The sequence below is a fragment of the Micromonospora sp. NPDC003944 genome (assembly GCF_053605225.1).
The window spans coordinates 1-25,920 of record NZ_JBSGIV010000025.1 but is presented as its reverse complement, the minus strand read 5'-3'; the positions used below and the strand labels follow the sequence as shown (position 1 = coordinate 25,920).

Here is a 25,920-nt window from a genome sequence, read left to right as displayed (position 1 = left end):
AACCGGGCTCAGCCGGTCGGCCCAGCTCACCGAGCCAGCCCAGCTCACCGAACCAGCCCCGTCCGACCAGGCGGCGGCCGGACATGATCCGGCTCGTGGCGGTCCTGGCTGGGCTCGCCGTGGCCATCGTCGTCGAGGGCTGGCTCGGTCTGCTCGGCGCTCTTCCCGCCGCATTGCTGCTCGATGTCCTGCTGCGGAAGATCGAGCCGCCCGCTACGCGCAGACGGCGGCAGCAGGAGGCCGCCGAACTGCCTCTCGCCGCGGACCTCCTGGCTGCGGCGATGCGGGCGGGCGCTCCGGTGGATCGCTCGGTGTTGGCCGTCGCCGAGGCCCTGGACGGGCCGCTCGCCAGTCGCCTGGCCCGGGTTGGTCGCACGCTGCTGCTCGGTGGTGGCCCAGCGGAGGCCTGGTCCGGGCTGGACGGGGTGCCCGGCGCCGAGCGCCTGACGGCGGCGGCGTTGCGTTCGGCCAACAGCGGTGCCGCCCTGGCCGGCGCGCTGACCCGGCTCGCCGACGACCTGCGCGCCGACCGGGCCACCGCTGCTGAGGCGTCGGCCCGCCGGGCGGGTGTGCTCATCGTCCTGCCGCTGGGGCTCTGCTTCCTGCCGGCGTTCATTCTCGCCGGCCTCGTGCCGGTGATCGTCGCCGTTCTCGGCGATGTGCTCTGACCCATCGAGAAGGGAAACAGTAATGCGCAAACTCATCGCTCGCCTGCGCGGCGATGCCGGAATGAACACGGCCGAGTACGCCGTGGGCACGCTCGCCGCAGTCGCCTTCGCCGGGATCCTGTTGAAGGTCCTGACCTCCGGCAACGTCCAGTCGGCCCTGACCGCCGTCATCGACCGGGCACTGAAGTGATCGGGCGCCGGCAGGCCGACCGCGCTCCGAGGCCTGCGGTCGCCGGACGTACGTTCGTCGGCAGCCGGAGGTTCCGCCTCATCGGCGGGGTATCCGGCGACGAGCAGACATCCCTCCGGGCCTTCTGTGGTGAGGGGGAATTCCGCGTCGGCGCAGACCGGGGGTCCTTCACCGCCGAGTTGGCGGCCGGCCTGCCGGCGCTGCTTCTCCTCCTGCTTGCCGGCCTGACCGCGGTCAACGCCGTCAGTACCAGGGCGGGTTGTCTGCACGCGGCCCGGGAGGCGGCGCTGGCCGCCGCTCGAGACGAGGTGGACCAAAGCGACGGCGAGGGCGCGGTGCCGCCGGGCGCGGACGTGTCGGTGTCGATCAGTGAGGGCCGCGTGCAGGCGACGGTACGGGCGCCCGTGCGTACGCTCGGCGGCCGACTGCCGCGAATCACAGTGGCCGCCACCGCCGTCGCGGCACTCGAACCCCGCGCCGGGGAGGGGCTGCCGTGACGCCGGGACCTGAGGCCCGCGACGTGTCAGTGCTCGGCAACGGCAGCACCCGGGAGGCCGACGGAGCCCGAGCGCTCGGCGACCGCGACACCTGGCCGGCCGACGGAGCCCGAGCGCTCGGCGACCGCGCTACCTGGGCGGCCGACGAAGCCCGGGGCGGCTCCTGGGAGGCCGACGTCGTCAGGTCGCCCCGCAACGGCAACGGATTTGACGCCGCCTACCCGGACGGCCGCCGGCAGGACGCTGAACGAGGTGGGGCGACCGTCATCCTGCTGGCAGTGGGATTGGTGTTCGTGCTTGTGGGCACGTTCGGGGCTGCTGTCGCCGGGGCTGCGATGGCGGCTCAGCGGGCGGCGGTGGCCGCCGATCTGGGGGCGTTGGCCGGGGCCGTCAAGGCACTCGACGGTGAGGCGGTGGCTTGCGCGTTCGCTGCGGACATCGCCGTCCGCAACGGTGCCCGGCTGAACGGTTGCCGCCTCGACGGGCTGGACCTGCTCGTGACCGCCGAGGTGACGGTCTCGCCGCTGCCCGGTCTGACCCGGACCGCCGCGTCGACAGCCCGCGCCGGGCCGGTGCGTGGCTAAGGGGTCGGCCCGGTGGGCGCTACGGAGCAGCGAGAGCCTCGGCGATCATCCGGTGACCCTGGGCCTCGAATGCCTCGTCGCCCACTCGGTAGGCCCAGGCCGCGGTGCCGACGGCCTCGCGGACTCGGGTGCGGAACCAGGCGGACGTCTGGCGCGGGTCGGCCCCGTAGCCGTCGAGGAACGCGCTCTCAAGCCGAGAGTCGCGGCGGAAGTCCAGGGCCGACATCCGGGTGAAGTTCGTGTAGGAGGGGCGCATCGCCGCGCGGCCGAAATCGATGATGCTGACAGTGCCGTTGTGGACGAGCCAGTTGCGGGGCTGCCAGTCTCCGTGGGTCGGCACGAGCAGCGCCGCCGGTGTGGGCCAACTGGTTATCTCGGCGCACAGCCGGTTCACCGTGTGCGACGCGATGCGGTGCGCTCCGCTGAGCCAGGAGAGCGATTTCGCGTTCTCCCGCCTCTCGTAGTCATCGTCCGGGAAGCTGGTCTGCGCGTGCAGAAGTGCCAGGAGTTCGCCGGCCTGCCGGTAGGTCGCGGGAGCGTCGGCGTGGTTGCTGCCGAGCACCAGCTCACCAGGCAGGTATTTCGTCACCAGAATCTTCGCCGCCGCGTCGCCATGCTCCAAGATCGGCGCCCGGCCCAGCCTGGTCCAGGGGCTCACCCAGTTGAGGTGGGCGTTGAGCTCGCGTTCGACATAGTGGTCATCGTTGCCGCCAGCTTTGATGATGAGACGTGCCCCGGCGAACGTCATCTCCAGCACTGTCGTCTGCACCAGACCCCAGCTGTGGTCCCGCTCGACCGTGGCGCCGGGGAGCCATTGATCCAGCAGGGTCAACTGTCGCGCGGAGAGGTTGGCGAGCCCATAGGCCATGGCAGAAATCCTAGGGCGAGGAGGGGCCGGGCCGGCCTCAGCCGCCCCTCGACCCCGTGCCGAGCGGCGCAGTCAGCCTGCCTCGGCCGGGGCGCGAGCAGCAGGAACCGACGCCCCGGCCGGGGCGCGAGCAGCAGGATCCCACGCCCCGGCCGGCGGCCACGGGGGTGAAGCAGGGTGCGTCAGCGGGCCTGGAGCGCGTCGAGGGCGACGGCCATCGCGATGACCAGGCGGCGGTCGATCTGCGGGTTCTGCACCTCGACGATGTACTTGTCGCGCAGGCCCCACTTCTTGACCACGGTGAAGACCGGCTGGCCGCCCGCGGTGAAGTCGAAGTGGTACGGCAGCCAGGACAACGAGTCGACGAATCGACGCAGCAGTGCCACCGGCATGCTCCGCTCCTGGCCGGTGACCTGCGGCAGGCCGGCCTGCTCGACGTGCCAGGTGGATCGCAGCAGCGACTGGGCGAAGTCCTTGCGGAACAGGCCGATCGGGTTGCCGGCGGCGTCGGTGACGTCGTACGTGGCGCCGAGGTCGATGCGCTGGCGGGCCTTGAAGCCGAGCAGGGGCTGCTGCTTCGAGTCGTCTGTGTAGATGGTCACCTGCTCCTTGAAGGCGAGCCGCTTCTGCTGCGCGAACGCCAGCAGCTCACCCTCGGTGCCGTCCGGGGACACCGCCCGGACCTCGTACTGGTTGACCATCATGCGCAGTCGCTGGCGGATGTGGAACTGGTGCTGGCCCTGCAAGTTGTCGAGCTGCATGCGAACTCCTCCGGGTTGGTGCGCCGGAGTCTCGCACAGCCCGACAATCGTCGCGCCCCCTGCTGTCCATGACTGTTGATGCTGGGTAGTCGTCGGGCCCGTCGGACGACTACCCAGCGCGGAGTGATCACTGGTGCCCTTGCAGGGATCACCCCGGGAGACGTCAGCGACTGTCGGCGGAGGTGGCGGCTCGCAGCGCCCAGGTGTTGAGAACCTGGTGGATGCCGCGCAGTCGCTCGTTGATCTGTTCCAGCCGTTCCGCCTGAGCCAGGGCGGCAAGTGCCGACCCCAGCGCGATCTGCTGGTCGAGGGTGAGATTGTCCTGGTCGATGGTGTAAAGCAGGTCGACGGTTTCGGCGATCGTGTCGGCCACGGCTTCTCCTCGGGCACGGGGGCGGTCGGCAACATGGGCATCGATGGAAGCGCTCCCATATCATTGTGCCCCGAGCCGTGCCGGTTCATGCAAGCCGCTCAGTCCGGCAGGTTCGTCAGCACCACGTCGAGCACCCGGATGGCGTCCGGCTTCGACAGTGGGTTGTTGCCGTTCCCGCATTTCGGTGACTGGACGCAGGACGGGCAGCCCGTCTCGCAGCCGCACTCCGCGATCGCGTCCCGGGTGGCCCGCAGCCATGCCGCCGCCGTTCCGTACGCCCGTTCGGCGAAACCGGCGCCACCCGGATGCCCGTCGTAGACGAAGACCGTCGGCGCCTCGGTGTCCGGGTGCAGCGCCGTGGAGAGCCCACCGATGTCCCATCGGTCGCAGGTGGCCATCAGCGGCAGCAGGCCGATCGCGGCGTGTTCGGCCGCGTGCAGCGCACCCGGCACGTCGGCCGACTGGACCCCGGCGAGAGCCAACGACTGCGGTGACAGGGTGAACCAGACCGCCACCGTCCGCAGCTCGCGGGTGGGCAGGTCGAGCGGCCGGGTGTCGATCACCTCGCCGGTGGCGATCCGCCGCCGTTGGTACGACACCACCTGGCTTGTCACGTCCACCTCACCGAGGAACATGCCGACCGGCCCGGCATCCACGTAGGAGCGCACCGAGACCACGGAGAGGTCGGTGACGTCGCGGGCGTGGGTGGACCAGTCCGGCTCCTCGGTATGCACAAGCGCGCACCCGTCGGCGAGGTCGAGTTGGTCGACCACGTACGAGACGCCCTGGTGCAGGTAGACCGCGCCGGGGTGCAGCAGGAAGTGTGCGGAGCCGCCGTCGACCGTGCCGAGCAGCCGGCCGGTCGACGACTCCACCACGGCGACCGGGGCGCCGCCCTCGCCGCGCAGGTCCACCTCGGGGCGCTCCCGGTGTCGCCAGTACCAGCCGGTGGGCCGTTGCCGCAGCGCCCCCGCCGCGACCAGCTCGTCGATCGCCTCCTTCGCCCCTTCGCCGAAGAGCGCCAGGTCGGCGGGCGTGAGTGGTGCCTCCACGGCCGCGCAGGCGAGCTGCGGCGCCAGCACGTACGGGTTGGCCGGGTCGAGCACCGTCGCCTCCACCGGCGCACCGAAGATCGCCTCCGGGTGGTGCACCAGATAGGTGTCCAGCGGGTCGTCCCGGGCTACCAGGACTGCGAGGGCTTCCTGCCCGGAACGCCCGGCGCGGCCCGCCTGCTGCCACAGCGACGCCCGGGTGCCCGGGTAGCCGCAGATCAGCACCGCGTCCAGCCCGACCAGGTCCACGCCCAGCTCCAGCGCGTTGGTGGAGGCCAGGCCGAGCAGGTCGCCGTGCAGCAGGGCCCGCTCCAGTTCGCGTCGCTCCTCCCGCAGGTAGCCGCCCCGGTAGGCGGCCACCCGGTCGCCGAGCCCCGGCACCGCGTCGTCCAGCGACCGGCGCGCGTTGGCGGCCACGACCTCGGCGCCCTTGCGGGAGCGGACGAACGCGAGGGTGCGTACCCCCTCGGCGACCGTGTCGGCGAGCAGGTCCGCGGTCTCGCGCAGCGCCGACCGGCGGACCTGCCGGAGGTCGTCGTGGTCGCCGGCCGCCTGGGCGGGCACCGAGGAAGAGTCGGGGGGAGCGGCGCCGGAGCCGGGTGGCAGCAGCGGCGGCTCCCAGAGCGCGAAGGTCACCCCGCCGCGCGGCGACGCGTCCTCGGTGACCGCCGTCACCGGCAGGCCGGTGAGCCGCCCGGCTGCGGTGGCCGGGTCGCCGGAGGTCGCCGAGGCGAGCACGAACACCGGGGTGGCCCCGAACCGGGCGCACTGCCGGCGCAGTCGACGCAGCACGTGGGCGACGTGCGAGCCGAACACCCCCCGGTAGGTGTGGCACTCGTCGATCACCACGTACGTGAGGCGGCGCAGGAAGCCGGACCACTGGGCGTGGCCGGGCAGGATGCCGTGGTGCAGCATGTCGGGGTTGGTCAGCACGAACCGGGAGTGCCGGCGGATCCACTCCCGCTCGGTGCGCGGAGTGTCCCCGTCGTAGCAGGCGGGACGTACCCCCTCCAGTTCCAGCGCGGCGACGGCGCGCAGCTGGTCGGCGGCGAGTGCCTTGGTCGGTGCCAGGTAGAGCACCGTGGCCCGGGGGTCGGCGAGCAGGGTGGCCAGGGCCGGCAGCTGGTACGCGAGTGACTTGCCGGACGCGGTGCCGGTGGCGACGATCACGTGCTGGCCCTCGTACGCCAGGGTGGCCGCCTCGGCCTGGTGCTGCCAGGGCGCGACCACGCCGCGTCGGGTGAACGCCGCGCGCAACTCCGTCGGTGCCCACGACGGCCACGGCGCGGGCACCCCGGCGCGGGCCGGCACCCGCTCGACGTGGGTGACCGGGTCGGCGGCGCCCCGGGCGCGGAGCCGGCGCAGCAGGTCGGCGGGTGCTGGCCCAGGACCAGCGGATACGGTGGCCGCGGACGACGACTCCAGGTCGTGGCGCGGGGTGAGCCGCGCGGAGCTGAAGTCGTTGGAGGTCACGCCCTGCACTCTCGCACTGGTGTTCGGAGATGAAAAGTCGGACACCGGGGTAAGGGAAAGCCTCCGCTGGTGTCCGCAGGCCGCCCCGGCGGTAGTGGTTAGATGCCCACGAGAGTTTACGGCTCTGGCGAGGAGGACCGATGGAGCTGTCGCTGGCGACCCGCACCGTGGGCGAGCACACGGTGCTCGAGGTCGGTGGTGAGGTGGACGTCTACACCGCGCCCCGGCTCCGCGAACGACTCCTCGAACTGATCGACGGTGGGGCTCGGCACGTGGTGGTCGACCTCGGTCGGGTGGACTTCCTCGACTCCACCGGGCTGGGCGTGCTCGTCGGCGCGCTCAAGCGGCTCCGCTCGGCCGGTGGTTCGTTCGCCCTGGTCTGCGACAAGGAGCCGCTGCTCAAGATCTTCCGGATCACCGCACTGGACCAGGTGTTCCCGCTGCACCCGACGGTCGACGCGGCGATCAGCGCCGACTCGGCGGGCGCCGGCGCGTGATGGCGACAGTCAAGCTCTCGTTCTCGCCCGCCCCGGTGCACGTGCGCACCGCCCGCCTGGTCGGCGTCGCCGTCGCCCGGCGGGCCGGGGTCCGGGAGGACCTGCTGGACGAGGTGCGCCTGGCCATCGGTGAGGCGTGCACGCGTGCGGTGGCCCTGCACAGGCAGTACGGTCTGGCCGACCCGGTGCTTGTCGAGATGTCCGACGGTGGCTCGTACGCGGTGCGGGTGGTGGACCGGGCGCCGATCGAGGCGGGCATCGGTCTGACCGCCCTGCCGCCGGACGAGCTGGCAAACGAGGCGCTCACCGATGAGGCGCTGACCACCGGCGTCGGCTTCGCGCTGCTCGCCGGCTTCGTCGAGGACCTTCAGGTGCGCCCGGTCGACGAGGGCATCGGCACCGAGGTGCGGATGGTGTGGCCGGTCGGCCGCTGACCACTTCCGCTGCGTAGGCCGCGTCCCCTGCTGGGGATGCGGCCTTCTTTGCATGGATCGGGCCCTATATCAGATTTCGTTTCATAACACAGCGACGAAGATCATCGCGACACGGTGCCACCTTGGTGTGACCTCCAACACTGCGGAGGGCTACAGTACCCGGGTTGTCAGCAAGTGACCCATCCCGCAGCCAGCGGGTATGGGTGGTCATCGCTGGTCCGCTGGTGGGTTGGCGCGCGCTTGCGAGTCCGCATCCAGGCGTCGGTCAGTGCGTCTCCACTCACCGGCGCGATTGTTCGGTAACAGGAGGACACAGATGTCCGGGACCTTGGCCGCCGACGGCGGCGGGCTTTCCCTTACCGGAAGCAATGTCACCTATGTCGCCATCGCCGCGGTTGTCGCGCTGGTGGCGCTCGGTTTCGCTGCCGCCCTGACGAAAACGGTGCTGGCCGCTGGTAAGGGCACCGAGAAAATGCAGGAGATCTCGGGGGCGGTCCAGGAGGGCGCCTCGGCCTACCTGCTCCGACAGTTCCGCACCCTGGCGATCTTCGTTGTCGTCGCCGTCGTGCTGCTCTTCCTGCTTCCGGTGCACGACACCGACGGCAGCGAGCTGGCGGTGAAGATCGGCCGCTCACTCTTCTTCGTGGTGGGCGCCCTCTTCAGCGCGTTCATCGGCGGCGCCGGCATGTGGCTGGCGACCCGAGCCAACCTGCGGGTAGCCGCCGCCGCGAGGGAGCGAGCAGGCGGCCGCGAGGCGGCCATGAAGATCGCCTTCCGGACGGGCGGTGTCGTCGGCTTCTTCACCGTCGGCCTCGGCCTCTTCGGTGCGGCGCTCGTCGTCCTCCTCTACCGGGGTGACGCGCCCACAGTGCTGGAGGGCTTCGGCTTCGGTGCCGCGCTGCTCGCGATGTTCATGCGGGTCGGCGGCGGCATCTTCACCAAGGCCGCCGACGTCGGCGCCGACCTGGTCGGCAAGGTCGAGCAGGGCATCCCCGAGGACGACCCGCGCAACGCCGCCACCATCGCCGACAACGTGGGCGACAACGTCGGTGACTGCGCCGGTATGGCCGCCGACCTGTTCGAGTCGTACGCGGTCACGCTTGTCGCCGCGCTGATCCTCGGCCGGGCCGCGTTCGGCCAGGAGGGCCTGGTCTTCCCGCTGATCATCTCCACCATCGGTGTGCTGATCGCGATCGTCGGCGTCTTCATCACCCGGCTGCGCACGTCCGACCGCAACGGCCTGACCGCGATCAACCGGGCGTTCTACCTCTCGGCGGTGCTCTCCGCGGTGCTGGTGGCGATCGCCGCCTACGCGTACCTGCCGGCCACCTTCGCCGAGCTGGACGGTGGCCTCGGCTTCACCGACCGTGACCCCCGGATCGTGGCGATCGGCGCCGTCGTGATCGGCATCGTGTTGGCCGCCGCGATCCAGGCGTTGACCGGCTACTTCACCGAGACCAACCGGCGGCCGGTGCAGGACATCGGCAAGAGCTCGCAGACCGGTGCGGCGACCGTGATCCTGGCCGGCATCAGCATCGGGCTGGAGTCGGCGGTCTACTCCGCGCTGCTGATCGGTGCCGGCGTCTTCGGCGCCTTCCTCCTCGGCGGCAGCTCCATCACGCTGTCGCTGTTCGCGGTGGCGCTTGCCGGCACCGGCCTACTCACCACTGTCGGCGTCATCGTCGCGATGGACACCTTCGGGCCGATCTCCGACAACGCCCAGGGCATCGCCGAGATGTCCGGCGACATCGACGAGCAGGGCGCGCGCACGCTCACCGAGCTGGACGCGGTCGGTAACACCACCAAGGCGATCACCAAGGGCATCGCGATCGCCACGGCGGTGCTCGCCGCGACCGCGCTGTTCGGCTCGTACACCGACACGCTCAGCACGGCGTACGCCAGCGCGGGAGTGCAGGATGTCGGCACCGAGATCCTCAACTCGCTGAACGTGGCCAACCCGCGCAACCTGGTCGGCCTGATCATCGGTGCGGCGGTGGTCTTCCTCTTCTCCGGGCTGGCCATCAACGCGGTGTCCCGCTCGGCCGGTGCCGTGGTGATGGAGGTCCGCCGGCAGTTCCGTGACCTGCCCGGCATCATGGACGGCACCCAGCGCCCGGAGTACGGCAAGGTCGTCGACATCTGCACCCGGGACGCGCAGCGCGAGCTGATGACCCCCGGCCTGCTCGCCATCCTGGCGCCGATCGCTGTCGGTTTCGGCCTGGGGCCGGGCGCGCTCGCGGCGTACCTGGCCGGTGCGATCGGGGCCGGCACCCTGATGGCGGTGTTCCTGTCCAACTCCGGTGGGGCCTGGGACAACGCCAAGAAGCTCGTCGAGGACGGCGCGTACGGCGGCAAGGGTTCCGAGTCGCACTCCGCCACGGTCATCGGCGACACCGTCGGCGACCCGTTCAAGGACACCGCCGGCCCGGCGATCAACCCGCTGATCAAGGTGATGAACCTGGTCTCGCTGCTGATCGCGCCCGCCGTGGTGGCCTGGAGCGTCGGCGACGACCGCAACGTCGGCCTGCGGGTCGGCATCGCGCTGGTCGCGACGCTGATCATCGTGGCGTCGGTGCTGTTCAGCAAGCGCAAGGGCATCGCGATGTCCGACTCGGACGTCGACGGCAGCACCGGCGCGGGCAGCGCCGACCACCGCCCGGAGACGGTCAACGCCTGATCCACGAACGGCCCGGGGTCCCCGGTCGACGTAGCGCGTCGACCGGGGACCCCGGCCGTCCGGCCCGGTGCCACACCTGGCCAAAGGCCGTACGCTGCAACGCATGCGTACGTGCCGGGCGTCTGCCGCCGGAAAGCTCACGGTGGTCCTGGCCACGATCGTCGTCCTGGCCGGCTGCGGCGGGGGCCCGAGCCCGCGGGCCTGGGCGGCCTCGGTCTGCGGCGCGCTCACCCCGTGGCGTTCCGAGATCAACAAGCTGACCAGCAGCACTGACGAGCAGATGACCGCGCAGACCACGCCGGCGCAGGCCAAGGAGAACCTGGTGCGGCTCTTCGACGGGGCGGAGCAGGCCAGTGAGGCCGCGCGCCGCAAGGTCGAGAAGGCGGGCATCCCGGAGACCGACAACGGCGAGGCCATCTCCGCGGGTTTCCGCAGCTCACTGGGGAAGATGCGGGACGCGTACGGCCGCGCCCGGGACACCATCGACGGCCTGGGCACCGGCGAGCCGACCGTCTTCTACGACGGTGTGCGGGCCGCCGTGGCGACCCTGAACACGGAGTACGACGCCAGCGCGCTGGACACCAGCAAGCTCAACTCCGAGGAGTTGAAACAGGCATTCGACGAGGTGCCGGAGTGTCGCTGAGCGGGCTCGGTGACACCGGGGAGGCACAGCCACCCCCGGCGCTGTTCCCCGCGCCCGAATCCGACACGCCCACTCCCGGGCGACGCCGCGGCGGCGCGCCGCAGAACGCCTCCCCCCGCAGCGGCCCGACCCAGCGTGACGACGCGGGCCGGCAACTTGTCTTCTTCGGCGCGGACGCGGCCGAACCGAGCGTCGCCGACCTGGCCGGCCTGCTCGCCGGGCCGGGCGAGGTCGTGCGGATGGGCGGCACCGCCCGCCTCTCGGTGCAGGTCGACGCGGCCTGGCGGGTGCACGTGCTCGTCGCCGAACTGGCGTCGCGCGGGCTGGCGGCGAGCTGGGAACCGGCCGGGGACGAGCGACACGCCGTTCGTACGTCGTACACCCGGGTCTTGAAGCCGCTCGCGGCCGCCTGGCTGCACGGTTCGACGAAACGCCCGCCGGCCGCCTTCCACCTGACCGGCCGGCGGCTGCGGCTGTGGCTCGCCGCCGCCGGGACGCCGGAGCCTCCCGACTGCTTCCTGCTGCGGCTGGGCGCCGACGACCAGGAGTGCTGGGAGCCGATAGGCGTCGCGCTCGCCGCAGCCGGACTGGCCGGGACGCTGCTCGGCCCGGCTGACGGCGGTCCCGCGTACCGGATCACCGGCCGCCGCCGGCTGGGCCGCCTCGCCGAGCTGGTCGGCGCACCGCCGCGCGCCGCGCCGACGAACGCCTGGCCGACCTGACCCCGCCCCTCGGTGCCTCGATCATGGAGTTGTGCTGGGGGATGTTCTGCTCGATCGGGGGCAGAACGCCCACCACAACTCCTTGATCGACCCGGTTGGGCGGCGGCCCGGGGTGGGGCGGGCGGGTGTCCGGTGCCGGACAGCCGGCGGGTCGATCCAGGCGGAAAACGGGCGGGTCGCGCCTCAGCCGTGGGTCCGCCATCGTCACAGTGACCCGCTTCGAGCCCTACCCACGGTGTACGGTGGCGCCGTCCGGCAGTGCCGAAGCGGTTTGCGGCCCGCGAAACCCGAAACGCGGGCGGCGCGTTACGTTGGACATCCGGACCGCCGGTGCGGCGGTGGGGTCGAAAGCGGTCGCTGTCCGGGCGCCGGCAGGCCACGAGCAGGAGTGAGGTCGGGGAGAGACGTGCCGAGCAACGCTGGAACCACCCGTCTGGTCATCGTCGAGTCACCGGCGAAGGCCAAGACGATCTCGGGCTACCTCGGCCCGGGGTACGTCGTGGAGGCCAGCTTCGGTCACGTCCGCGACCTCCCGCGCAACGCCGCCGACGTGCCGGCCAAGTACAAGAAGGAGTCCTGGGCCCGGCTCGGGGTGGATGTCGACAACGGCTTCCACGCGCTCTACGTCGTCTCCGCCGACCGTAAGCAGCAGATCAGCAAGCTGGTGAAGCTGGCCAAGGAGGTCGACGAGATCCTCCTGGCGACAGATGAGGACCGCGAGGGCGAGGCCATCGCCTGGCACCTGGTCGAGACGCTCAAGCCCAAGGTGCCGGTCAAGCGGATGGTCTTCCACGAGATCACCAAGCCGGCGATCCAGGCAGCGGTGGCCAACCCCAGGGAGATCGACCGCGATCTGGTCGACGCCCAGGAGGCGCGCCGCATCCTCGACCGTCTCTACGGCTACGAGGTCTCCCCGGTGCTGTGGAAGAAGGTCATGCCGCGGCTCTCGGCAGGCCGGGTGCAGTCCGTGGCGACCCGCATCGTGGTCGAGCGGGAACGGCAGCGGATGGCCTTCCGCACCGCCGAGTACTGGGACATCCTGGCCACCCTCGCGGTGGCCAACGCCGGTGAGGGCCCGCGGAACTTCAACGCCACCCTGATCGCGTTGAACGGTGACCGCATCGCGACAGGTAAGGACTTCGAGCCGACCACCGGTCGCGTCCGGGCCGGCGCCGGCGTCGTGCACCTCGACGAGAGCGGTGCGCGGGGTCTCGCGGCCCGGCTGGACGGGCGGCCGTTCACCGTCACCCGGGTGGAGGAGAAGCCCTACCGTCGTCGCCCGTACGCGCCGTTCATCACCTCGACCCTCCAGCAGGAGGCGGCCCGCAAGCTGCGCCTCTCCTCGCAGCAGACGATGCGCACCGCGCAGCGCCTGTACGAGAACGGCTACATCACCTATATGCGTACCGACTCGGTCAACCTGTCGGAGACCGCCATCTCGGCGGCGCGCCGACAGATCGTCGAGCTGTACGGCGAGCGCAGCGTCCCGCCGGAGCCGCGCCGGTACACCGGCAAGGTGAAGAACGCGCAGGAGGCACACGAGGCGATCCGCCCGGCGGGGGACAACTTCCGCACCCCGGGCGAGGTCGCCAAGGAGCTGTCCGCCGAGGAGTTCAAGCTCTACGAGCTGATCTGGCGCCGCACCATCGCCTCGCAGATGACCGACGCGGTCGGCTCCAGCGTGTCCGTGCGCATCCGGGCGGTCTCCACCTCTCAGGAGGAAGCCGACTTCGGCGCGACCGGCAAGACCATCACCGACCCGGGCTTCCTGCGTGCGTACGTCGAGTCGAGCGACGACGAGAACGCCGAGGCGGAGGACGCCGAGCGTCGGCTGCCGCCCCTGGTCAAGGACCAGCCGCTGACCGCCGACGACCTTGCCGCGCAGGGTCACCACACCCAGCCGCCGTCGCGCTACACCGAGGCGTCGCTGGTGAAGGCCCTGGAGGAGCTGGGCATCGGCCGCCCGTCCACCTACGCGTCGATCATGCAGACGATCCAGGACCGGGGGTACGTCACCAAGCGCGGCCAGGCGATGATCCCGACCTTCCTGGCCTTCGCGGTGATCGGGCTGATGGAGCGGCACTACCCCCGCCTGATCGACTACGACTTCACGGCCAGCATGGAGAACGAGCTGGACGAGATCGCCGGCGGTGACCACGCGGCCGTCGACTTCCTCACGGCGTTCTACTTCGGCAGCTCCAACGGTGCCGGCGACCAGGACATCGCCCGTTCCGGCGGGCTCAAGAAGCTGGTCACCGAGAACCTCAGCGACATCGACGCCCGCAGCGTCAACTCCATCCCGCTCTTCACCGACGACGACGGTCGCGAGGTCGTCGTCCGGGTCGGCCGGTACGGGCCGTACCTCCAGCGCGCGGTGCCGGGCGAGGCTCCGGCCGCACCGGCCGCGGCTTCGGGCGAGGGCGAGGACGGCGGCACCCAGGGCGACCGGGCGCCGATCCCCGAGGGCCTGGCGCCGGACGAGCTGACCCCGGAGAAGGTGCACGAGCTGTTCCTCGGCGGCAGCGGTGAGCGCAAGCTCGGCGACGACCCCGCCACCGGCGAGCCGATCGTGCTCAAGTCCGGCCGGTTCGGCCCGTACGTGTCCAGCGGCGAGCGGAAGTCGTCGCTGCTGCGTACGCAGACCCCGGACTCGCTGAGCCTGGAGGAGGCGCTCCAGCTGCTCAGCCTTCCCCGGCTGATCGGTGTCGCGCCGGACGGCGTCGAGGTCTTCGCGAACAACGGCCGCTACGGCCCGTACGTGAAGCGGGGCGAGGAGTTCCGTTCGCTGGAGTCCGAGGCCCAGATGTTCACCGTCGGTCTGGACGAGGCGCTGGCGCTGCTGGCCGCCCCGAAGACCCGTGGACGGCGAGCCGCGGCACCACCGCTGCGCGAGATGGGCGTGGACCCGGCGACCGAGAAGCCGTTGGTGATCAAGGACGGCCGGTTCGGCCCGTACGTCACCGACGGCGAGGTCAACGCGTCGCTGCGGCGTGGGCAGACGCCGGAGGCGTTGAGCCTCGAGGAAGCGTCCGAGATGCTTGCCGAGAAGCGGGCGAAGGGTCCGGCGCCGCGGAAGAAGGCGGCGGCGAAGAAGGCGCCCGCGAAGAAGGCCACGGCTACCAAGAAGACGGCGGCCGCCAGCAAGTCCACGGCCGCGAAGAAGACCACGACGGCCAAGGCGACGGCGGCGAAGAAGGCTCCGGCGAAGAAAGCCGCCCCGCGCAAGGCCGCCACCAGCACGGAGTGACCGCGCTTCCGGTCGCCCGATCGTCACGCGCTCCTAGATCTTGGACACTTTCCGTTCAGTCGGAACGGAAAGTGTCCAAGATCTGAGCGTCAACGGCTCCGAGCGCAGCACCCAAACGGATTGAGGCACATGACCACCGTCGAGATCACCCGTTTCCGCGTCCCCGCCGAGCGCGCCGACGCCCTGCTGGCCGCGCGGCCGGCGATGCTGCGCGACTTCGAGGCCGATCGTGCCGGCTACCTCGGCGCGCGACTGATCCGGCTGACGTCCGACGAATGGTTGGACATCGTGTTCTGGCGCTCGTCCGAGGACTACGCCGAATCCCGCCGCCGGGGCGCGAACCGGGCCGGCATCGAGACGTTCTTCTCCCTGATCGACTCGGTGATCAGCATGGAGGAGGGCACCACCACCGACCTGGACCAGTCATGACCTGGGCAGCCGCTTTCCGGACGGGGTTGCTCAGTCCGTACGAGCCGCTCCAGTTCAGTGAACCTCGTGGCTTCGCCGACCAGACCGTTCGTCAGGTGCTGCACCTGGCCGGCGGCGGGGAGGCTTTCCGGGTACGGCTGACGAACCGCTACGGCCGCACCCCGCTGACCATCGGGGCCGCCACGGTCGCCGTCGGCGATCGACAGGTCGCCCTCACCTTCGGCGGCGCCGAGCATCGCGTCGTCCCGCCGGGTGACGAGGTTGTGGCGGACCCGGTCGACATCCCCGTCGCGGCCGGCGCGGGCCTGGTGGTGAGCCTCTACCTCCCGGAGCCGACCGGCCTGGCCACCCACTCCCACAAGCCGGCGGAGGTCGCCGTCATCGCCGACGGCGATCAGGTCGGGTCTCCGGTGCTGGTGGGGACCCATCAGGTCGAGGCCAGGTTCTACATCTCGGGTGTCGACGTGCTCACCCCACCGGGCACCGCAGTCGCCGTGGCCTTCGGAGACTCCTGGTTCGAGGGGGTCGGCACCACCGTCGGCGCGAACCGACGGTCCGTCGACTTCCTCAACCGGCGGCTGAAGCGCGGGTGGGTGGTCAACCAGGGCATCGCCGGCAACCGTCTGCTGCGTGACACCGTCGGCGAACGCGGGCTGACCCGCTTCGACAAGGACGTCCTCTCGATACCGGCCGTGAGCCACGTCCTGGTCCACTTCGGTATCAACGACCTCGGTCTTCCGGTCATGTTGGGCGAGCCGCCCGTCACCGCCGACGCCCTCGTCGAGGGCTTCACGACGTTGGCCGGGCGTGCCCACACCGCCGGGCTGAAGATCGTTGCCGCCACCATCGGCCCGTTCGCGGGCGCCGGCCCGGAGATCAGCACACCCGCCGGCCTCGCCACGCGACGCGAGGTGAACGACTGGATCCGTACGACCGACGCCTTCGACGCCGTCTTCGACGTGGCGGGGGCCGTCGCCGACCCGGCCGCCCTCGATTACATCCACCCGGCGCTGGACAGCGGCGACGGCATGCACCTGAACGACAGGGGCGCCGAGGCCATGGCCGGTGCCGTCGACCTGGACGACCTCAGGCTCTAGCGGAGCCGTCAGGCCCCGAGGACGTGGGTCAGGTGGGGGTTGGTGAAGACCCGGTCGGGGTCGAGGCGGTCGCGGACGGCCTGGAAGTCCGCGAAGCGGGGGTACGCCGTGGCCAGCGAGGCGGCGTCGCGGTAGTGCAGCTTGCCCCAGTGTGGGCGACCGCCCAGCCCTGCGGCCACCTCCTCGAAGGCCCGGAAGTACGGCTCGTACGGCATGCCGACGTACTGGTGCACGGCGATGTAGGCGTTGTCCCGGCCGTAGCCGTGCGACAGCCAGATGTCGTCGGCGGCGGTGAATCGCACCTCCACCGGGAAGAGCACCTTGAACGGCAGGCCGTCCACGATCCGGCGGAGCGCGGCGAGCGCCTCGGGCAACGCCTCGCGGGGCAGGCCGTACTCCATCTCCACGAAGCGGACCCGGCGCGGGGTGCAGAAGACCCGGTCCGAGCGGCCGGTGTACTGGCGTTCGGTGAGGGCGCGGGCGGAGACCGCGCTGATCCCCGGGGCCAGCGCGGGCACGGCCCGGCCGAGGCGGCAGGCCCCGGCGAAGACCCGGTTGGAGAGGAAGTCGTCGTCCAACCAGCCGCGCCAACGGGGCAGTGGCCGGTCGTTGGCGGGTACCCGGTCGTTGGCCTTGACCTGGACCCGGGACGTGTACGGGAACCAGTAGAACTCGACGTGGTCGTGTCGGCCGATCAGCGCGGGCAACTCGCCGAGCACGTCGGCCAGATCGGCCGGGCGTTCGTGGGCGCGTAGCACGAAGGCCTCCACGCAGCGCAGGGTCACCTCGACCAGGACGCCGAGCGCGCCGAGCGACACCCGGGCGGCGGCGAGGACGTCCGGGTGCTCGTCGGCGGAGCAGCGCAGCACCTCCCCGGTGCCGGTGACCAGGGTGACCGCCTCGACGAAGGTGGAGAGGCACCCGTAGCCGGCGCCGGTGCCATGAGTGCCGGTGGAGATCGCTCCGGCGACGGTCTGCGCGTCGATGTCGCCCAGGTTGGGCAGCGCGAGGCCGTGCCGGGCGAGCAGTCCGTTGAGCGTGTGCAGGGTCATTCCCGCCGGCACGGTGACCAGTCGGCGTGCGACGTCGACGCTTACCGTGGTGTCCAGGTCGGACAGATCCATCCGACGGTCGTCGGCGAGCGCGACGGCGGTGAACGAGTGGCCGCTGCCCGTCACCCGGAGCCGGGCGCCGTCGGATGCGGCGGATCGGACGGCTTCTACGACGTCGGTCGGCGAGCCGGGGCGCAGGATCGCGCTGGCGCTGCCACGCTGGTTCCCGGCCCAGTTGGACCAGCCAGCCCTGAGCGGTGCGGTGCGGACCATGCGCGCTCCTCATTCATGAATATGAACTGACTTCATATCAGGAACGTTCTAGCTGGTAAATACCGCAATTGCGATCCGCTCGTTGTACCGGTAGTCACGGACTCGTGACGTGGAGATATGTTCATCCGTCGAAGGGGGGTGGCGCAGAGTGTCCACACCAGCCGCCACGACCGGGCCGCTGCGCCGCGTACCGGTGCAAGGTCGAAGTGTCGCGCGGGTACAGCGCATGTTGGATGCCTGCGCCGAACTCGTCGACGAGGTGGGGTACGAGGGGCTGACCACCACCCTGCTCGCCGAGCGGGCCGAGGTGGCGATCGGGTCGGTCTACCAGTTCTTCCCGGACAAGCGGGCGATCGTGCAGGCGTTGACCCTGCGGACCATGGAGTCCTACCTCCAGCGCCTCGACGAGCGGTTCGCGTCCGACGAGATGACCCACTGGTGGGACGGCGTCGACGCGGGCATCGACGAGTACATCACGATGCACCGCACCGTCCCCGGCTTCCGTACCCTGCACTTCGGCGACGTGGTCGACCTGCACCTGCTCGACGAGCAGCGGGACAACAACGGCGTGATCGCCGACCAGTTGGCCCGGGTGCTCACCGAGCGTTTCGGGCTCACCGACGTGCCCAAGCTGCGCTTCGTACTGGAGATCGCGGTCGAGGCGGCGGACGCGCTGATCAAGCTCGCGTTCCGCCGGAAGTCCGACGGTGACGAACGGGTGCTGCTGGAGGCGAAGGCGCTGATCCGGGAGTACCTGCACCGCCAGGTCGACGCCCCGGACGACGGCCACTCCACCGCCGGTAAGCAGGCCGAGGCGGTCCAGCCCGTCTGAGTCGGCAGGGGGCGCGGGCCTCGGCTGGATGTTCGGTCTCAGAGAAAGGCCCGCCCCTCACCCCGGTAGGTGGGGACTGTCGCCACGACCGCGTCCCCCTCGATCAGGTGCAGCTCGTTGACCCGTTCACACAGCTCACCCGCCTTGGCGTGCCGGAACCACACCCGGTCGCCGACGCGCAGATCGGTCGCCGCCGCTCCGGACAGCGGGGTCTGCACCTCGCCGGCGCCCTCGGTGCCGACCAGTTTCAGCCCCGCCGGTAGCCACGGCCGGGGCAGTCGACTGTCGGCGGCCGGGCCGGAGGCGATCCAGCCGCCACCGAGCACCGTCGCCAGCTCCGGCGTCGGCCGGCGAACCACCGCGCAGGCGAAGAACGCCGCCGGGGTGGGCCGCCAGGCGCGGTACGCGTCGAACAGCGTCGGCCCGTACAGGCCCGATCCCGCGGTGATCTCGGTGACCGCGGGATCGGCGCTTGTCGCGGCCACACTGCCGGTGCCACCGCCGTTGACGAACTCCAGGTCGGCGTGTTCGCGTACGGCGGCGACCGCCGCACCACGGCGGGCCAGCAACTCGCGGTACGACCCGCGCTGGGCCAGCCTGATCGCGCCGGCAAGCAGCGTCTGCCCCGGCGGCGCGTCGCCCAGGCCGGCGATCTGGGCCTCGTACGACATGAGCCCGACCAACCGGAAGCCGGGCCGCCCGGCGACGGCGGCGGCGAGCGCGCCGGCTGCCCGCGCGCTGTGCACGGGTGAGCGGCGGACGCCGACGTGCACCCGCCCCCGCAGCGGTCGCCAGGAGGCGTCCAGGTCCAGGCAGAGTCGTAGCTCGGCGCGCTGCCCGGGGGCCGCGACGGCGTCGACGAAGTCGAGCTGGCCGGCGCTGTCGATCATCAGGGTGATCGCGGCGGCGAGAGTCGGGTCGGCGCCCAGCTCGGCGAGGGCGGCCCGGTCGGCGCTCGGGTACGCGACGAGCACGTCGTCGCTGACGCCGGCGCGGACCAGCCAGATCGCCTCGGGCACCGTGAACGCCATCACGCCCTGCCAGCCGGGTCGACCGAGGGCTCGACTGATCAGCGCGGAGCTGCGGACCGACTTGCTGGCGAGGCGAACCGGCTTGCCAGCGGCGCGTTCGGCCAGGGCGGCCGTATTGGCGTCGAAGGCGGTGAGGTCGACCACCGCGTACGGGGGGTCGAGGTGGGCAGTCGCCCGATCCAGGCGCTCGCGAAGTTTGTCGCTTTCGATGGCCACGTGTGCACGCTAACTGTCCGACGGAGAATGCGAAATACCCTCGCGTACGTCCGGGCTGCGGGCGGCGGCTCCGGCGGCCTAGGCTCAGCGAGCAGGAGAATGTCGCCCGGGGGTGGCCCCCACCGGGTCTAGAGTGTTGCACCGGAGGTGCCCAGCGATGGGCCGGCACGTGGAGGTACGGCCATCGAAAGCCAGAACAGCGGCGAGTCGCCCGGCGTGTCGCGTTCGAGCGACAAGTCGGGCAACGGCGCCAACCCGTCCAGCGGTGGTCAGGCGGATCCGTCCGGTTACGCCGCCATCCGGTCCGTGCTGCGCATCCAGCCGTTCCGCCGGCTCTGGATCGTGCTCGGCGCCGCCTCCTTCGGTGACTGGCTCGGCCTGCTCGCCACCGCCCTCTTCGCCGCCTCGCAGGTGCAGGGCAGCACCGCCCAGGGCGCCGCGTTCGGCGGGGTCACCGCGATCCGACTGCTGCCCGCGCTGGTGCTCGGCCCGGTGGCCGGCGTCTTCGCCGACCGGTTCGACAGGCGCTGGACGATGGTCATCTGTGACCTGCTGCGCTTCGTGCTCTTCGCCTCCATTCCGCTCTACGCCCTCAGCGGCGCCGCCGGTGGCCTGGTGGTCGGCTGGGCGCTGATCGCCACCTTCCTGATCGAGTCGCTCACCCTGCTCTGGATCCCGGCCAAGGAGGCCGCGGTCCCGAACCTGATCCCACGGGCCCGCCTGGAGGCGGCCAACCAGCTCACGTTGATCACCACGTACGGCCTCACCCCGGTGGCCGCGGCCATCGGTCTCGCCGTGCTCGACCGTGGTGTCAGAGGCGCGGTGGGCGGCGATCTGCCGTCGTGGGCCGAGCCGGCCCAGCTCGCACTCTGGTTCAACGCCTTCTCCCGGCTCGCCACCGCGTTGGTGGTGGCGTTCGGGATCAAGGAGATCAGCGAGGCGCAGCGCGGCGAGGCGGAGCGTTCCGAGCAGAGCATGTTCCGGCAGTTCTCCGAGGGCTGGAAGTACATCGGCCAGACCCCGCTCGTCCGCGGCCTGGTGCTGGGCATCTTCGGCGCGTTCGCCGGCGGCGGCATCGTGGTCGGCACGGCCAAGTTCTTCGCCAACTCGCTTGGCGCCGGCGATGCCGCGTTCTCGCTGCTCTTCGGCGCGATCTTCGTCGGTCTGGCGCTCGGCATCGGGCTCGGTCCGATGGTCGTCAAGGAGATGTCCCGGCGTCGCTGGTTCGGCATGAGCATCGTGCTGGCGAGCGCCGCCGTGATGACCCTCGCCTTCGCCATCCACCTGTCCATGGCGATCGTCGGCGCGGTGCTTGTCGGTGCCGGCGCCGGCATGGCCTTCCTGGCCGGCACCACGCTGCTGGGCGGGGAGGTGGCCGACGAGGTGCGCGGCCGGGTCTTCGCGGTGGTGCAGATCGGCACCCGACTGGTGCTGATCCTGGCCATCGGGCTGAGCAGCGTGCTTGTCGGCGTCGGCGGCTCGCGCAAGCTGGAGATCGCCGACCTCGGCATCTCCGTCTCCTCCACCCGACTGCTGCTGCTCGCCGCCGGTGCCGCCGGCATCTTCGCCGGGATCAGCGCGTTCGGCCAGATGGATGACAAGAAGGGCGTCCCCGTCCTCGCCGACCTCTGGGGCTCCATCCGGGGTCGCCCGCTGATGCCCGCCGAGCCGTTCGTCTCCGCCGGGCTCTTCGTGGTCTTCGAGGGCGGCGAGGGCGCGGGGAAGTCCACCCAGCTCACCGCGCTCTCCGAGCGGCTGCGCGGCCAGGGACGCGACGTCGTGGTCACCCGCGAGCCCGGAGCCACCGGCGTCGGCCGGCGGATCCGGTCGCTGGTGCTGGACACCTCCGGCGACGACGCGCCCTCCCCCCGGGCCGAGGCGCTGCTCTACGCCGCCGACCGGGCCCACCACGTGGCCACCGTCGTCCGGCCCGCACTGGTCCGTGGCGGCGTGGTGATCAGCGACAGGTACGTCGACTCGTCCCTGGCGTACCAGGGCGCCGGCCGGACACTCCCGGTCGACGAGGTCTCCTGGCTCTCCTCCTGGGCCACCGGCGGGCTCAAGCCCGACCTGGTGGTGCTACTGGACGTCGAGCCGAAGACCGGCCTGTCCCGGGTGGCCTCGCGCAACACCGGCACCGACCGACTGGAAGCCGAGTCGATCGCCTTCCACGAGCGGGTCCGGTACGCGTTCCTCGACCTCGCCGCCGCCGATCCGAAGCGCTATCTGGTGCTCGACGCGTCCCGGCCGGTCGACGAGATCACCGCGCTGGTGAGTCGGCAGGTCGAGGAGATGCTCGGCAAGCCGGGCGGCATCGTGCACCCGCGGCCGGCGCAGGGCCCGGACACCTCGGTGCAGCCTGAGTTATCCGACGCGGAGCTGGTGACGATGGAGCACAAGACCTGATGCCGGACGTCTTCGCCGATCTGGTCGGTCAGGACGATGCGGTGGTCGAGCTGCGCCGCGCAGCCGCCGCAGCCGCCGCCGTGCTGCGGGCCGGCGCGCCCGCGTTGGTTGCCGCCGGCCCGGCCAGCGGTGACGAGTCCGTGACCGACGACGCCGCGGCCGGTGCGGTGGATCCGTCCGCCGGCATGACCCACGCGTGGATCTTCACGGGGCCGCCCGGCTCGGGCCGTTCGGTCGCCGCACGGGCGTTCGCCGCCGCGCTCCAGTGCGTGCACGGCACCGGCTGCGGTGAGTGCCCCGGCTGCCGCACCACGGTGGGCGGCACCCACGCCGACGTCCGGCTGGTGGTGCCGGAGGGGCTCTCCATCGGCGTCAACGAGATGCGCGCGCTCGTGCTCCGCGCGGCCACCACCCCCTCCGGTGGGCGCTGGCAGGTGGTGGTCATCGAGGACGCCGACCGGCTCACCGAGGCCGCCGGCAACGCGCTGCTCAAGGCGGTCGAGGAGCCCCCGCCGCGGACGGTCTTCCTGCTCTGCGCGCCATCCACCCACCCGGACGACATCTCGGTGACCATCCGGTCGCGCTGCCGGGTCGTACCCCTGCGGCAGCCGCCGGCCGCCGCGGTGGCCGAGGTGCTGGTCCGGCGGGACGGCATCGCGCCCGACGTGGCGCAGTGGGCGGCGGCGGCCGCGCAGGGCCACGTGGGTCGTGCCCGTCGGCTGGCCCGCGACCCGGAGGCCCGCAAGCGGCGCGAGGCGGTGCTCGCGGTGCCACGCCGGTTGACAGGTGTCGGCGCGGCGTTCGACGCGGCGTCCGCGCTGATCGAGGCGGCCGAGGCGGAGGCCGAGGCGTCGGTCACCGAGGCCGACACCACCGAGCGGGCAGCGTTGGAGACCGCGCTCGGCGCGGGCGGCACCGGCCGGGGCGCGGCGGGTGCCATCCGGGGTGCCGCCGGGCAGCTCAAGGAGCTGGAGAAGCGGCAGAAGTCGCGGGCCACCCGGGCCCAGCGCGACGCACTGGACCGGGCGCTTGTCGACCTGGCGGGCTTCTACCGGGACGCGCTCACCATGGCGCTGCGCGCACCCGTCGCCCCGGTGCACACCGACACGGCCACGCTTGCCGGTGCCGGCGCGCAGAAGTGGGACGCCGAGGGGTCGCTGCGCCGGTTGGAGGCCGTGCTCGCCTGCCGTGCGGCGATCGAGGCGAACGTCAAACCCCGGATCGCGGTCGAGGCGATGATGCTCGCCCTCTGGAAGGGCTGACCCGCACCTCCCGGCCGTTGTCCACAGGCATCGACAGGCCCGATTGTGGTGCGGTACGGTCCGTGTGCCGTGGTGACGGTGACAGCACACTGAGTGATGAATCACCCGGGAGGAGTCGGCCGATGCCGCGCGGGGAGATCGACGAAGCCTGGATCGAGGAGGCGGTGCGACGCTACCGCCGGATCGAGTCCCTCCAGGCCGAGTTCGACCAGGCGGTGTCGACCGTCGAGGTGACCGTCCGCTCACCGGACGGCCTGGTCGAGGTGGTGGTCACCGCCGGCGGGCGGATCACCGACGTGCGGTTCCTCGGGCCACTGCACAGCCGCAGCCCGCGCGACGTGGCCGGTTCCGTGCAGGCTGCGGTCACCGCCGCCGCCGACGCAGCCGAGTGGGCCCGGGAAAAGCTGCACAACGAGACGTTCGCCGCCTACCGACCGCTCGCGGGAGCCTGAGATGGACACACTGCGCGCGCTCTCCGCCCGGCTGGACGAGGCGAGTGCCACGCTCACAGTCGTTTCGCACACCGTCACCGCCAGCGATCCCGCCCAGGCCGCGTTCGGCGCCGACGCGCCGGGCCGCCCGGGGGAGATCGGGCGGGCGCTGCACCGGCAGTGGACCACCGCCACCGACGACCGGGCCCGGGAGGCCCGGGCCGCCGCCGGTCGACTCGCCGCCGCCGCGACGGCGGTGCGGGAGGCCGCCGACCGCTACGCCGAGGTCGACCGGGCGGCCCGCCGCCGGCTCACCGGAGAACCGTGATGGACGCACTGGACCGCCTCGCCGAGCCCGGCCTCGACCTGCTCCGCCGGGTGGACACGCTCATCGCGGCCGGCGTCCCCGAGGGGCACCGGGTCTGGCCCCTGCTGCGCCGCATGCAGGTGCTGCCGGGCGACGCGGTCCGCAGCTTCCTCGACCTGCACCCGGTGCCGCTCGCCAGCGCCGGGCACGCGGTGCGCCGGCTCGTCCGGGGGTACGACGACGTCTCCGCCGCGCTCACCGACCAGGTGCTCTGGTCCGGTCCGGCAGCCACGGCGTACGGGCAACAGCGGGCCGCGCTGCTGCGCCACCTCGACGAAGGGCCGGACAGCCTCGTCGGGCGACTCGAGTCCACCGCCGGTTACGCCGACGCCCTCGCCGACTGGGTGGAGGGCAGCCGTCTCGCGCTGGCCCGCACGCTGGCCGACGTGCTCCGCTCGGCCGAGGCGGTCGCCGTGGTCGCCGCCACCGGCCCCGGCGCGTCGACACGTCCCGGGCCAATCGGGCCCGGCGTGGCGGACGCTGCCGAGATCGGCGCACGGGTGCTTGCGGTGCTCTGTGTGGCGTACGACGGCGCGGAGACGCTGCTGCGTCAGTGGTCGCCGAGCCTGGCCGAGACCGCGTGGCGTCCGCCAATGGACGGGCGACCCCACTTCGACCAGCCCACCCGGGTCGGTTGGTGACCGGATCACCGCCTTCCGAGGGTGGTGCGCCTCTCCGGACAGGCCACGGCGTCGCTCACGGGCGCCCGACCTGAGTCGGCGCCCACGGCGACGCCGTGGTCTTCCCCCTGCACCCCCCGCAGGTCTGCCTCCACTCAACGCCGTCGAGGCACCTCTTGTCTCCTGCCCGGCCCCGGATTCAACCGTCCGGGCGAGGAGCAACGGCACGACGGGCCGCACGGCAATAGGTCGAGTCGACGGTCATGAATGGCGGCCGAGGCGTGGCCGGCTGGTGCGCCCTGCGCCGCGACCCGTCGTAGGGTGGGGGGATGGGCATGCTCTGCGCGGTCAGCTTCAACCGGTACGGGCGGCTCTACTACCTCGACCCGGGTGAGTTGCGTCCCCAGGTGGGCGACCGGGTGCTGGTGCCCACCGACGACGGGCCCGAGGTGGCGGAGTGCGTGTGGGCCGCGCAGTGGGTGACCGAGGACACTGACGGCTTCCCCCGCCTGGTCGGGCTTGCCGGCGACGACGACCTACGCCGGGACGAGGCGTTGCGTCGGCGCAAGGCCGAGGCGAAGGTGGCCGCCAAGCGACTGATCCGCTCGCACGGCCTGCCGATGAAGGTGGTGGCGGTCGACCACGTGCTCGGCTCCGCCGAGAACGGCGGCGAGCGCAGCACCGTCTACTTCACCGCCCCGCACCGGGTGGACTTCCGTTCCCTGGTCCGTGACCTGGGCGCGACCCTGCACTGTCGGGTGGAGCTGCGCCAACTCTCCGCACGCGACTCGGCGCGGGTGCAGGGCGGCATCGGCTCCTGCGGTCGGGACCTGTGCTGCGCCACGTTCCTCACCGACTTCGAGCCGGTGACCATCCGGATGGCCAAGGACCAGGACCTGCCCCTCAATCCGCTACGCATCTCCGGCGCGTGCGGCCGACTGATGTGCTGCCTCAAGTACGAGCACCCGCTCTACCAGCGCTTCCAGGAAACCGCCCCGGCGGTCGGCAGCCGGGTCTCCACCCCGGAGGGTGACGGCCGGGTCGTCGGCCACAGCGTCCCCCGCGACGCGGTGACCGTACGCCTGGACGCGGACGGCTCACGCTCCATGTGCTCCCGCGCCGACGTCTGCGGCTCCCGCCAAGCCCACAACCAGCACTACACCCCCTAAAACCCCCGGCCCCCCCCCCCCCCCCCCCCCCCCCCCCGGCGGGGCACGC

Annotated in this window: 25 protein-coding genes; 19 read left to right on the top strand and 6 right to left on the bottom strand. The window is 71.9% G+C overall.

Annotation, left to right across the window (positions count from 1 at the left end):
• Positions 1 to 83 precede the first annotated feature (83 nt).
• The 4 genes from ACWER9_RS14840 to ACWER9_RS14825 all read left to right on the top strand — a co-directional run bounded on the left by ACWER9_RS14840 (position 84) and on the right by ACWER9_RS14825 (position 1,939).
• On the top strand, positions 84 to 668 hold the full coding sequence (locus ACWER9_RS14840) for a type II secretion system F family protein (protein ID WP_452302345.1): 585 nt from the start codon (positions 84 to 86) through the stop codon (positions 666 to 668).
• A gap of 22 nt (positions 669 to 690) precedes the next feature.
• Positions 691 to 858: a DUF4244 domain-containing protein gene (locus tag ACWER9_RS14835; RefSeq protein ID WP_081883916.1), complete on the top strand. Its 168-nt coding sequence runs from the start codon at positions 691 to 693 to the stop codon at positions 856 to 858.
• A gap of 179 nt (positions 859 to 1,037) precedes the next feature.
• Entirely contained in the window at positions 1,038 to 1,355 is a 318-nt protein-coding gene (locus ACWER9_RS14830; protein ID WP_452302388.1) for a TadE family type IV pilus minor pilin, read from the top strand.
• 29 nt (positions 1,356 to 1,384) lie between these two features.
• Entirely contained in the window at positions 1,385 to 1,939 is a 555-nt protein-coding gene (locus ACWER9_RS14825) for an Rv3654c family TadE-like protein (RefSeq protein WP_452302387.1), read from the top strand.
• A 19-nt stretch (positions 1,940 to 1,958) separates the two neighbouring features.
• On the opposite strand, the gene ACWER9_RS14820 is transcribed toward ACWER9_RS14825, so the two are convergent.
• The 4 genes from ACWER9_RS14820 to ACWER9_RS14805 all read right to left on the bottom strand — a co-directional run bounded on the left by ACWER9_RS14820 (position 1,959) and on the right by ACWER9_RS14805 (position 6,475).
• The gene (locus ACWER9_RS14820) at positions 1,959 to 2,807 is read right to left on the bottom strand and encodes a phosphotransferase (protein WP_452302344.1); all 849 of its coding nucleotides are present in this window, start codon (positions 2,805 to 2,807) and stop codon (positions 1,959 to 1,961) included.
• A gap of 182 nt (positions 2,808 to 2,989) precedes the next feature.
• A complete protein-coding gene (locus tag ACWER9_RS14815; RefSeq protein WP_196920693.1) occupies positions 2,990 to 3,568 on the bottom strand; it encodes an LURP-one-related/scramblase family protein in 579 nt (192 codons plus the stop codon).
• Between the two features lie 163 nt (positions 3,569 to 3,731).
• Entirely contained in the window at positions 3,732 to 3,941 is a 210-nt protein-coding gene (locus ACWER9_RS14810; protein ID WP_091395467.1) for a hypothetical protein, read from the bottom strand.
• Positions 3,942 to 4,039: 98 nt separating this feature from the next.
• Positions 4,040 to 6,475 (bottom strand): DEAD/DEAH box helicase, encoded by a 2,436-nt coding sequence (locus tag ACWER9_RS14805; protein WP_452302343.1) that lies wholly within the window; start codon positions 6,473 to 6,475, stop codon positions 4,040 to 4,042.
• A gap of 131 nt (positions 6,476 to 6,606) precedes the next feature.
• Between ACWER9_RS14805 and ACWER9_RS14800 the strand changes: the two genes are divergently transcribed.
• The 8 genes from ACWER9_RS14800 (at position 6,607) to ACWER9_RS14765 (ending at position 16,212) form a co-directional block, all read left to right on the top strand.
• A complete protein-coding gene (locus tag ACWER9_RS14800; RefSeq protein ID WP_179781807.1) occupies positions 6,607 to 6,963 on the top strand; it encodes an STAS domain-containing protein in 357 nt (118 codons plus the stop codon).
• Entirely contained in the window at positions 6,960 to 7,397 is a 438-nt protein-coding gene (locus tag ACWER9_RS14795) for an ATP-binding protein (RefSeq protein ID WP_238684776.1), read from the top strand. The genes ACWER9_RS14800 and ACWER9_RS14795 overlap by 4 nt, the downstream gene beginning before the upstream one ends.
• A 316-nt stretch (positions 7,398 to 7,713) precedes the next feature.
• Positions 7,714 to 10,074, top strand: coding sequence for a sodium-translocating pyrophosphatase (locus ACWER9_RS14790; protein ID WP_452302342.1), 2,361 nt, complete (start codon positions 7,714 to 7,716; stop codon positions 10,072 to 10,074).
• A 103-nt stretch (positions 10,075 to 10,177) separates the two neighbouring features.
• Positions 10,178 to 10,717 carry a hypothetical protein gene (locus ACWER9_RS14785; RefSeq protein ID WP_452302341.1) on the top strand — a complete coding sequence of 180 codons (540 nt, stop codon included), beginning with the start codon at positions 10,178 to 10,180 and terminating at the stop codon, positions 10,715 to 10,717.
• Positions 10,708 to 11,439, top strand: a complete 732-nt coding sequence (locus ACWER9_RS14780) for a hypothetical protein (protein WP_452302340.1) — start codon at positions 10,708 to 10,710, stop codon at positions 11,437 to 11,439. Before ACWER9_RS14785 ends, ACWER9_RS14780 begins: the two co-directional genes overlap by 10 nt.
• A 406-nt stretch (positions 11,440 to 11,845) precedes the next feature.
• Entirely contained in the window at positions 11,846 to 14,686 is a 2,841-nt protein-coding gene (gene topA, locus ACWER9_RS14775) for a type I DNA topoisomerase (RefSeq protein ID WP_452302339.1), read from the top strand.
• A gap of 129 nt (positions 14,687 to 14,815) precedes the next feature.
• Entirely contained in the window at positions 14,816 to 15,115 is a 300-nt protein-coding gene (locus tag ACWER9_RS14770; RefSeq protein WP_452302338.1) for an antibiotic biosynthesis monooxygenase family protein, read from the top strand.
• Positions 15,112 to 16,212 (top strand): GDSL-type esterase/lipase family protein, encoded by a 1,101-nt coding sequence (locus ACWER9_RS14765; protein WP_452302337.1) that lies wholly within the window; start codon positions 15,112 to 15,114, stop codon positions 16,210 to 16,212. Before ACWER9_RS14770 ends, ACWER9_RS14765 begins: the two co-directional genes overlap by 4 nt.
• Before the next feature lie 8 nt (positions 16,213 to 16,220).
• On the opposite strand, the gene ACWER9_RS14760 is transcribed toward ACWER9_RS14765, so the two are convergent.
• Positions 16,221 to 17,537, bottom strand: coding sequence for a D-arabinono-1,4-lactone oxidase (locus tag ACWER9_RS14760; RefSeq protein WP_452302336.1), 1,317 nt, complete (start codon positions 17,535 to 17,537; stop codon positions 16,221 to 16,223).
• A gap of 226 nt (positions 17,538 to 17,763) precedes the next feature.
• Between ACWER9_RS14760 and ACWER9_RS14755 the strand changes: the two genes are divergently transcribed.
• Positions 17,764 to 18,369: a TetR family transcriptional regulator gene (locus ACWER9_RS14755; protein ID WP_452302335.1), complete on the top strand. Its 606-nt coding sequence runs from the start codon at positions 17,764 to 17,766 to the stop codon at positions 18,367 to 18,369.
• Between the two features lie 38 nt (positions 18,370 to 18,407).
• Here the strand turns inward: ACWER9_RS14755 and ACWER9_RS14750 are convergent, their stop codons facing one another.
• A complete protein-coding gene (locus ACWER9_RS14750; RefSeq protein ID WP_452302334.1) occupies positions 18,408 to 19,616 on the bottom strand; it encodes an amino acid deaminase/aldolase in 1,209 nt (402 codons plus the stop codon).
• A 306-nt stretch (positions 19,617 to 19,922) separates the two neighbouring features.
• On the opposite strand from ACWER9_RS14750, the gene tmk reads away from it, so the two are divergent.
• The 6 genes from tmk (at position 19,923) to ACWER9_RS14720 (ending at position 25,871) form a co-directional block, all read left to right on the top strand.
• Positions 19,923 to 22,022, top strand: coding sequence for a dTMP kinase (gene tmk, locus ACWER9_RS14745; RefSeq protein ID WP_452302386.1), 2,100 nt, complete (start codon positions 19,923 to 19,925; stop codon positions 22,020 to 22,022).
• On the top strand, positions 22,022 to 23,284 hold the full coding sequence (locus ACWER9_RS14740) for a DNA polymerase III subunit delta' (RefSeq protein ID WP_452302333.1): 1,263 nt from the start codon (positions 22,022 to 22,024) through the stop codon (positions 23,282 to 23,284). Before tmk ends, ACWER9_RS14740 begins: the two co-directional genes overlap by 1 nt.
• 122 nt (positions 23,285 to 23,406) lie before the next feature.
• Positions 23,407 to 23,736 (top strand): YbaB/EbfC family nucleoid-associated protein, encoded by a 330-nt coding sequence (locus ACWER9_RS14735; protein WP_053659404.1) that lies wholly within the window; start codon positions 23,407 to 23,409, stop codon positions 23,734 to 23,736.
• A gap of 1 nt (position 23,737) precedes the next feature.
• Positions 23,738 to 24,043 (top strand): type VII secretion target, encoded by a 306-nt coding sequence (locus ACWER9_RS14730; RefSeq protein ID WP_357358000.1) that lies wholly within the window; start codon positions 23,738 to 23,740, stop codon positions 24,041 to 24,043.
• Entirely contained in the window at positions 24,043 to 24,723 is a 681-nt protein-coding gene (locus ACWER9_RS14725) for a hypothetical protein (RefSeq protein WP_452302332.1), read from the top strand. Before ACWER9_RS14730 ends, ACWER9_RS14725 begins: the two co-directional genes overlap by 1 nt.
• A gap of 308 nt (positions 24,724 to 25,031) precedes the next feature.
• On the top strand, positions 25,032 to 25,871 hold the full coding sequence (locus tag ACWER9_RS14720; RefSeq protein ID WP_452302331.1) for a PSP1 domain-containing protein: 840 nt from the start codon (positions 25,032 to 25,034) through the stop codon (positions 25,869 to 25,871).
• The last annotated feature ends 49 nt before the right edge of the window (positions 25,872 to 25,920 follow it).

Excerpts from the sequence above, each read along its gene's own strand:
- ACWER9_RS14840 (WP_452302345.1), top strand. The coding sequence starts at position 84 with ATGATCCGGCTCGTGGCGGTCCTGGCTGGGCTCGCCGTGGCCATCGTC.
- ACWER9_RS14835 (WP_081883916.1), top strand. The coding sequence starts at position 691 with ATGCGCAAACTCATCGCTCGCCTGCGCGGCGATGCCGGAATGAACACG.
- ACWER9_RS14820 (WP_452302344.1), bottom strand. The coding sequence starts at position 2,807 with ATGGCCTATGGGCTCGCCAACCTCTCCGCGCGACAGTTGACCCTGCTG.
- ACWER9_RS14815 (WP_196920693.1), bottom strand. The coding sequence starts at position 3,568 with ATGCAGCTCGACAACTTGCAGGGCCAGCACCAGTTCCACATCCGCCAG.
- ACWER9_RS14800 (WP_179781807.1), top strand. The coding sequence starts at position 6,607 with ATGGAGCTGTCGCTGGCGACCCGCACCGTGGGCGAGCACACGGTGCTC.
- ACWER9_RS14790 (WP_452302342.1), top strand. The coding sequence starts at position 7,714 with ATGTCCGGGACCTTGGCCGCCGACGGCGGCGGGCTTTCCCTTACCGGA.
- ACWER9_RS14785 (WP_452302341.1), top strand. The coding sequence starts at position 10,178 with ATGCGTACGTGCCGGGCGTCTGCCGCCGGAAAGCTCACGGTGGTCCTG.
- ACWER9_RS14770 (WP_452302338.1), top strand. The coding sequence starts at position 14,816 with ATGACCACCGTCGAGATCACCCGTTTCCGCGTCCCCGCCGAGCGCGCC.
- ACWER9_RS14765 (WP_452302337.1), top strand. The coding sequence starts at position 15,112 with ATGACCTGGGCAGCCGCTTTCCGGACGGGGTTGCTCAGTCCGTACGAG.
- ACWER9_RS14760 (WP_452302336.1), bottom strand. The coding sequence starts at position 17,537 with ATGGTCCGCACCGCACCGCTCAGGGCTGGCTGGTCCAACTGGGCCGGG.
- ACWER9_RS14755 (WP_452302335.1), top strand. The coding sequence starts at position 17,764 with ATGTTGGATGCCTGCGCCGAACTCGTCGACGAGGTGGGGTACGAGGGG.
- ACWER9_RS14740 (WP_452302333.1), top strand. The coding sequence starts at position 22,022 with ATGCCGGACGTCTTCGCCGATCTGGTCGGTCAGGACGATGCGGTGGTC.
- ACWER9_RS14735 (WP_053659404.1), top strand. The coding sequence starts at position 23,407 with ATGCCGCGCGGGGAGATCGACGAAGCCTGGATCGAGGAGGCGGTGCGA.
- ACWER9_RS14730 (WP_357358000.1), top strand. The coding sequence starts at position 23,738 with ATGGACACACTGCGCGCGCTCTCCGCCCGGCTGGACGAGGCGAGTGCC.
- ACWER9_RS14725 (WP_452302332.1), top strand. The coding sequence starts at position 24,043 with ATGGACGCACTGGACCGCCTCGCCGAGCCCGGCCTCGACCTGCTCCGC.
- ACWER9_RS14720 (WP_452302331.1), top strand. The coding sequence starts at position 25,032 with ATGGGCATGCTCTGCGCGGTCAGCTTCAACCGGTACGGGCGGCTCTAC.